6 protein-coding genes are annotated in these 5,940 nt (G+C 42.0%); 4 read left to right on the top strand and 2 right to left on the bottom strand.

What is annotated here, in order from left to right; genetic code table 11:
* Positions 1–675 precede the first annotated feature (675 nt).
* Together AACR77_RS21980 and AACR77_RS21975 are read left to right on the top strand one after the other, a co-directional pair.
* The gene (locus tag AACR77_RS21980) at positions 676–1,386 is read left to right on the top strand and encodes a hypothetical protein (protein ID WP_139440985.1); all 711 of its coding nucleotides are present in this window, start codon (positions 676–678) and stop codon (positions 1,384–1,386) included.
* Between the two features lie 417 nt (positions 1,387–1,803).
* Complete coding sequence (locus AACR77_RS21975) at positions 1,804–2,403, top strand: hypothetical protein (RefSeq protein ID WP_139739534.1); 600 nt, start codon at positions 1,804–1,806, stop codon at positions 2,401–2,403.
* Here the strand turns inward: AACR77_RS21975 and AACR77_RS21970 are convergent.
* Together AACR77_RS21970 and AACR77_RS21965 are read right to left on the bottom strand one after the other, a co-directional pair.
* Positions 2,371–3,156 carry a COG4705 family protein gene (locus AACR77_RS21970; protein WP_052224752.1) on the bottom strand — a complete coding sequence of 262 codons (786 nt, stop codon included), beginning with the start codon at positions 3,154–3,156 and terminating at the stop codon, positions 2,371–2,373. The two genes, AACR77_RS21975 and AACR77_RS21970, sit on opposite strands and share 33 nt — an antisense overlap.
* A 130-nt stretch (positions 3,157–3,286) precedes the next feature.
* Positions 3,287–4,072 carry a COG4705 family protein gene (locus AACR77_RS21965; protein WP_005337484.1) on the bottom strand — a complete coding sequence of 262 codons (786 nt, stop codon included), beginning with the start codon at positions 4,070–4,072 and terminating at the stop codon, positions 3,287–3,289.
* 134 nt (positions 4,073–4,206) lie between these two features.
* On the opposite strand from AACR77_RS21965, the gene AACR77_RS21960 reads away from it, so the two are divergent.
* Together AACR77_RS21960 and AACR77_RS21955 are read left to right on the top strand one after the other, a co-directional pair.
* Positions 4,207–4,641 (top strand): EamA family transporter, encoded by a 435-nt coding sequence (locus AACR77_RS21960; protein WP_041202326.1) that lies wholly within the window; start codon positions 4,207–4,209, stop codon positions 4,639–4,641.
* Positions 4,642–5,055: 414 nt separating this feature from the next.
* A partial coding sequence (locus AACR77_RS21955) for a phosphoethanolamine transferase (RefSeq protein ID WP_042878868.1) occupies positions 5,056–5,940 on the top strand: 885 nt, incomplete at its 3' end.

The raw sequence follows: 5,940 nt of genomic DNA, 5'->3' as shown, positions 1-5,940 counted from the left end.
CTTGTTTACGCTACTTTCGTGCGCCCTTCCTTTGGCATCAATTTCAGACCCTTTCATCGTATTGCACCTATCTCCCCTCCCTGATTACCAGCCAGCTCCAGCACATCCTCCAATGAGCTCACCTGGGAGGGACTAATCGCTACCCCTTTGCAACCAAGCAACCTGTCGAGCCAGCTATTGATTATTGCATAGTTCTGATGGCTGGAGTCACTTCAACCATAAATGCTTGTAAGCCCCCATGCAACTAATCATGCATTAAATATGAATTATTTGCATAAAATTTATCCGCTATAAAAAATCAAGTTCGTAGGGGAAAACGTCAAGAATGCTTCAAATCGCCAAACAATTAACCAAACTCAAACGAGAATAACCATATTAATCAATTTTGATTTATATGACTACAGATAGTAAGCTATTGACACCAATGCGTGATTGCAGTGACATTGCCATAAAACTGTAACAAAAAAATATTTCTTAACATGAACAATGAATATTCTATTGCCGTCCACAGGTGGCTGCCATCACTTGGCCGAGAAGGATGGTTGATTATGTGTCGCGATCTGCTACCTAATTGCAACTCAATATGCTAACGGCTTACTGCAAGCCATCACCACCTCCAAATAACAATCATGTGGTAGTTACTAACTCACTACCGAAAATAATGTGATATATATTATGTCTTACAGAAAGGAATTCTACGAATTATTATCCCAATCTGGGCTCCCTCTAGACCAACATACTAAACCGTTCACGCTATTATTCGTGTATCCTGGTGTAGGCGTTGGTAAGCTATTTGATGATCTTGCTGGTTGTACCAAACAGTTGTGTCTGCTTGCTGATACACAACAGCGGGCACACGGCCTAGGTATCCAGATCGCAGCACTATCGTCCATTGATACATCAACAAATGCTCTCACGAATACGTACTTCCCGATTGGTGTGATTAACCAAGATAACATTCCTAAAGATTTGAAAGTGATCAAGAATGGGCGTTCATTCTTCACACGAGCAGCTTATCTTAAACACCCTACAGGCGAGGTTGAACGTTGGTTAGAACCTGATGGTATTCGCATGGTCGATACTGGCTTTCACAGAGTCGAACAAGCATATCTACGCTATGTTCATCAAGTAACTCATGACGAACTACCTATAGCTCAACTGAAAGATAAATCAGTGACGATACTGCCGAATGGAGCTGACTCAAGGGGTGTACTTCACCTTGCACTGCATCAAGATTACATTCTGAAGCGTCAGTCAATACCCAGCCCTGAGTGCGAAATATCCTATATGAGCACAATGAACGACATTGCATTTCCATTGTCTCCTCATATTCATTCCCATAGTTCAATTGGTCATGAATACTGGGTTGTAATGAAAAGCGCTTAAAACCTGAAACGTCTGGCCAGCCCTCTGAACTTGCTGATGACACAGGTTGTACAAATCTAGTTATCACCTGACACCGACCTATAATCGGTGTCTTATTTACGCCACTTTCGTGCGCACTGCCATTGGAATCAATCTCAAGCCTTCTCCAACATGCTGTAACGGCCTGCTCTTCCACCTTCCTTCCATGTTGTCAGCCAACTCCTACGCATCCTCTAAAGCCCAATGAGCTCGCCTGGGGAGTGGTCATATCTCTAAATCCAATTGGAACTTGATGAAGTTCAAAGTAATTAACTGTAACCATATGATTTTTCATAAAAATGTTGTAGTTACTCATGTAGTGAAAGCATCTAAATGAACTAAATGAACTAAATAAAATGATGCGTTCTATTACATAATTCATTTATGGGTTGGATAGATATGGCAAGAATCCTGATGACTCGTGCTCTTGATGACAACGGCCATATCGTTGATGTCAAATACGTTGTTAGTGGAAAAGCATGCAATTGCACATGCATTGGTTGTCAGGGCGCTGTCTGGGCTATGAAAGGGCAAGTTAAAGCCCATTATTTTGCTCATGAGCCTAACTCAATCGAGCAGAATTCCTGTACCTGGAAGCCAGAAACCGAAATACACATCTTGGCTAAAGAGGTTTTAGCAACGGATAGGCAGTTGATACTGCCGATTGGAACTATAAACCCAATCCATAAAAACATAGTTTTTGATGAGATGGTATGTGAGGTCTATGAGGGCCGAGTTATCCCAGATGTAATTGGGTTCATCGATGGAGAGAAGGTTCTCATCGAAGTTGCAGTTACGCACTTCTATGATAGAGGGAAAATTAAAGAACTAAAGAGGGTGAATGCAACCTGCGTTGAACTTGATCTCAGTGGATTTCGTGTGAAAGAGGAGATAATCTCAAAAGAAGAAATTAGAGATTATCTAAAAAAATGCCCCCCTTATCATGACGCATATAACATACTATATCTATTCACCTCTATGACTTATTGTAATATGTGAGCTAATTTTGAATGATTGATACATAACCAGAACAGATATGAATACAAAAAATATTATGCTGGTACTTGTCACTCCAAATCCCAAGCCGCCATGACTTTCCGATTGTGATAGCAAGTCACCTATAGATGCCCCCAACGGACGAGTTAACACATAAATTATCCAAAACGTCAGAACTACATTCACCCTAGCAATTAAATAGACAGCATACACAATCAATATAAGCCCACCAAATAACAAGGTAGATTTCATGTATCCAATATCCATACCCTCAGATACCAAGTCCCCTGCTGCGGTTCCCAAAGCAAAAGTCACTAGGATGGCACTCCAGTAGAAGAGCTCTCGCTTAGGTGTATCTATAGAGCGAATTGATAAAGTTTTTTCTTGGGTATACCAGAACCAAAATGTAGCAAGCAGAACAAGCGTAAACATGCTAGTTGAGACTTCCAAGGGAACCCCTACCTGATCGGTTAGGTTATCTGTCACTAGCGTACCAAAAATACTAACAAGCACTACAGCTAGCCAATACTTCCAGGGAGTATATTTATCTGCGCGCAGTTGTATCATTATAGTTGAGAGTAAAATAGCCCCCATAAGTATGGATGTTATAGTTAATCCAAGTTTCATATTAAATATCAAGTAGTCAGCAGCAGTCTCTCCTACAGTGGTGGACATCATCTTAATGATCCAGAAGGTCATCGTCACCTCTGGCACTTTATTGAATAAACTCCTTTCTGATATATTCATGTTATTCATTTGAAGTCCTTACAATGACATTTTCACAAGTCGTAATTCTATTGTTCAACTCGTCATGAATTGCTCGCCAATAATATTGGAGCAGATCATGTTATCCATGATGCAGCTCCAATGTAGTGTTCTTTTATAACTATCTCTCAGCGTCTAAATCCAAGGGAATCGTATCATTCTGTTTTCTTTTCATACTAGATATGTAGACCAGCACGGCAATCGCTAACAGTAACGTAATTGAAGCCGAATAGCGGCTGAGTTCCAAGCCGCCCTTGCTAAGTGGCTTATCCAGAAAGTCACCAACAACAGCACCGAGGGGACGGGTGATAATAAACGCAGCCCAGAACAACAATGTGCGAGAAACCTTAGTCCATAGGTAAGCCGCTACGATAGCTATCAGAATGCCACCAAACACTATAGAGCTGCCCGCATACCCAAATCCGGCATCATCGGCAGTCCAGTCTCCTAGAGCAGTACCGAGTGTTTGTGAAAACATGATGGTGATCCAATAGAACATTTCTGTTCTGGGTGAGGAAATCTGGCTGGATGATATTTCTCCCTGGGCTCGATACCACACGCCAAACGAACCAAGTAGCAAAAGGAAAAGTATGGCGGAACCGCCAGCATAACCAATACCTAATGAACGATCTGCGAAGTCAGCAAGGGTTGTTCCAACAGTAGTCGTTGCAATGATGGTGACCCAATACAGTGTCGGGTTATAGGACTTGGCGGAGATCTGGGCGCTGACGGCCACAAAGAAAATGACTGCAAAAATGGCTGTACTGACCAGATAGCCTAGATCCATCGACATGGATACTGCATCTCCGCCTGTTTCACCAAGCGTTGTTGCTAGAATTTTGGTGAGCCAAAATGCCAATGTTATCTCGGGCACTTTGCTTACTAAGTTGTTCGTTTGGTTATGCATGGTTCACCCTATCCTGTGGTTAGACGAATCGTCGTCTATCGCAGCATGTTGGAGATTTATTAAGAAAGACTTAAGCAAACCGTGTCCTGATAGAAATGTTTTTAGAATGAGGACAGCAAACGGAGGGGAGTGAAATGGTTACGTCAACGGAGTGGTTTTATTGGGCATTGTTGTCCGCAGTTTTTGCTGCCATGACTGCAATTTTTGCCAAGGTGGGTGTTCAGGGGGTGGACTCAGACTTAGCTACCTTGATCCGAACTGGGATCATCATCGTTGTTTTATCCGCATTTATTGCTTACACAGGCAAATGGGCTAACCCGTTGGAGTTATCACTTAAAACTTGGCTTTTCCTTGGCCTGTCCGGTTTTGCAACAGGCGCATCATGGGTGTGCTACTTCCGAGCACTAAAAATCGGGGATGCTTCTCAAGTCGCACCAGTAGATAAGCTGAGTCTTGTCTTGGTTGCTGTATTCGCGTTCACATTCCTTGGTGAACGTCCATCACCCCGCGAATGGCTTGGTATCGGGCTGGTAGCTGTGGGTGTCTTGCTGCTAGCGTTCAAACGATAACGCTCAAGGCAACAGTTTACGTAGCTTGGGAGCAATCCATCATGCGATCAATTTCCTAGTTAACCCCGCTGCTTGGCAGCTCTATCTGGCCTAACCCACGGAGGGTGGGAATCGATGCATTTAACTATGAGGATTCAGCTATCGAAAGCTGTCTATATAACAAGCACAACTGTTGAGCTGCTACATTCAAAAATGTAACAGTTTTTGAGCTAACCACATCTTAAGACTTCCTTAATTTTAGCGATGTAATCTACAAAACATACGTGACCGCGTGATGTGCGTCACATTTTTTGGCAGTTAATGACTAAATGCTGATTAAGCTTGCATACAGCTTTGTTACTATTCTGCCGCAACATGACGGGACAGGGTGTCTCGGCTAAAGATCTATATTTTGAGGCTGTTGATGGAGTTGTTATGCCGTTCATAGTAAAAATGAAAATTGTGCCACTTGTTTTTTTATTGGCATTATATTTTGCATTCATGCTGAACTGGCGCGGCGTTCTCCATTTTTATGATATTCTCTACAAACTAGAGGACTTTAAGCCTGGGTTTGCGATCTCCCTTCCAATACTGTTGGTTGCAGCACTGAATTTTGTGTTTGTCCCATTTTCAATTCGATATTTAGTCAAACCATTCTTTGCTCTTCTGCTCATATTAAGTGCGATCGTCAGCTACACCATGATGAAGTATCGTGTTTTGTTTGATCAAAACATGATTCAGAACATTTTTGAAACAAACCAAAGTGAAGCATATTCCTACTTTAGTTTGCCAATATTGGGATGGGTTACGATAGCTGGAATAGTTCCAGCAGCATTATTGTTTCTTGTTAAGATTGAGTACGAGACAGCATGGTACAAAGGAGCCATCCTACGCATATTATCCATGACTGCATCTTTATTTATTATTGGTATCATTGCAGCGTTGTATTATCAGGATTATGTTTCAGTAGGGCGAAACAATCCGAATCTCCAACGTGAAATTGTCCCTGCCAACTTTATCAACAGTTCTACTAAATATATTTATAATCGTTATTTTGCAGAGCCAATTCATTTTGCCACTTTGGGTGATGATGCTGTACGGGCTATGGATAAAGATAAACCCACCCTAATGTTCCTGGTTGTGGGTGAGACTGCTCGTGGTAAAAACTTTTCAATGAACGGTTATGAGAAGGATACAAACCCTTTTACCAGTAAAACTGGTGGGGTCATCTCATTTAAAGATGTACGCTCGTGTGGAACAGCTACAGCAGTATCTGTGCCCTGCATGTTCTCCAATATGGGGAGAAAGGAGTTTGATGAT

The sequence above is a fragment of the Aeromonas sp. ZOR0002 genome, assembly GCF_963866995.1.
Lineage (GTDB): Bacteria > Pseudomonadota > Gammaproteobacteria > Enterobacterales > Aeromonadaceae > Aeromonas > Aeromonas caviae.
This window is presented reverse-complemented; position numbering and strand designations above follow the sequence as displayed.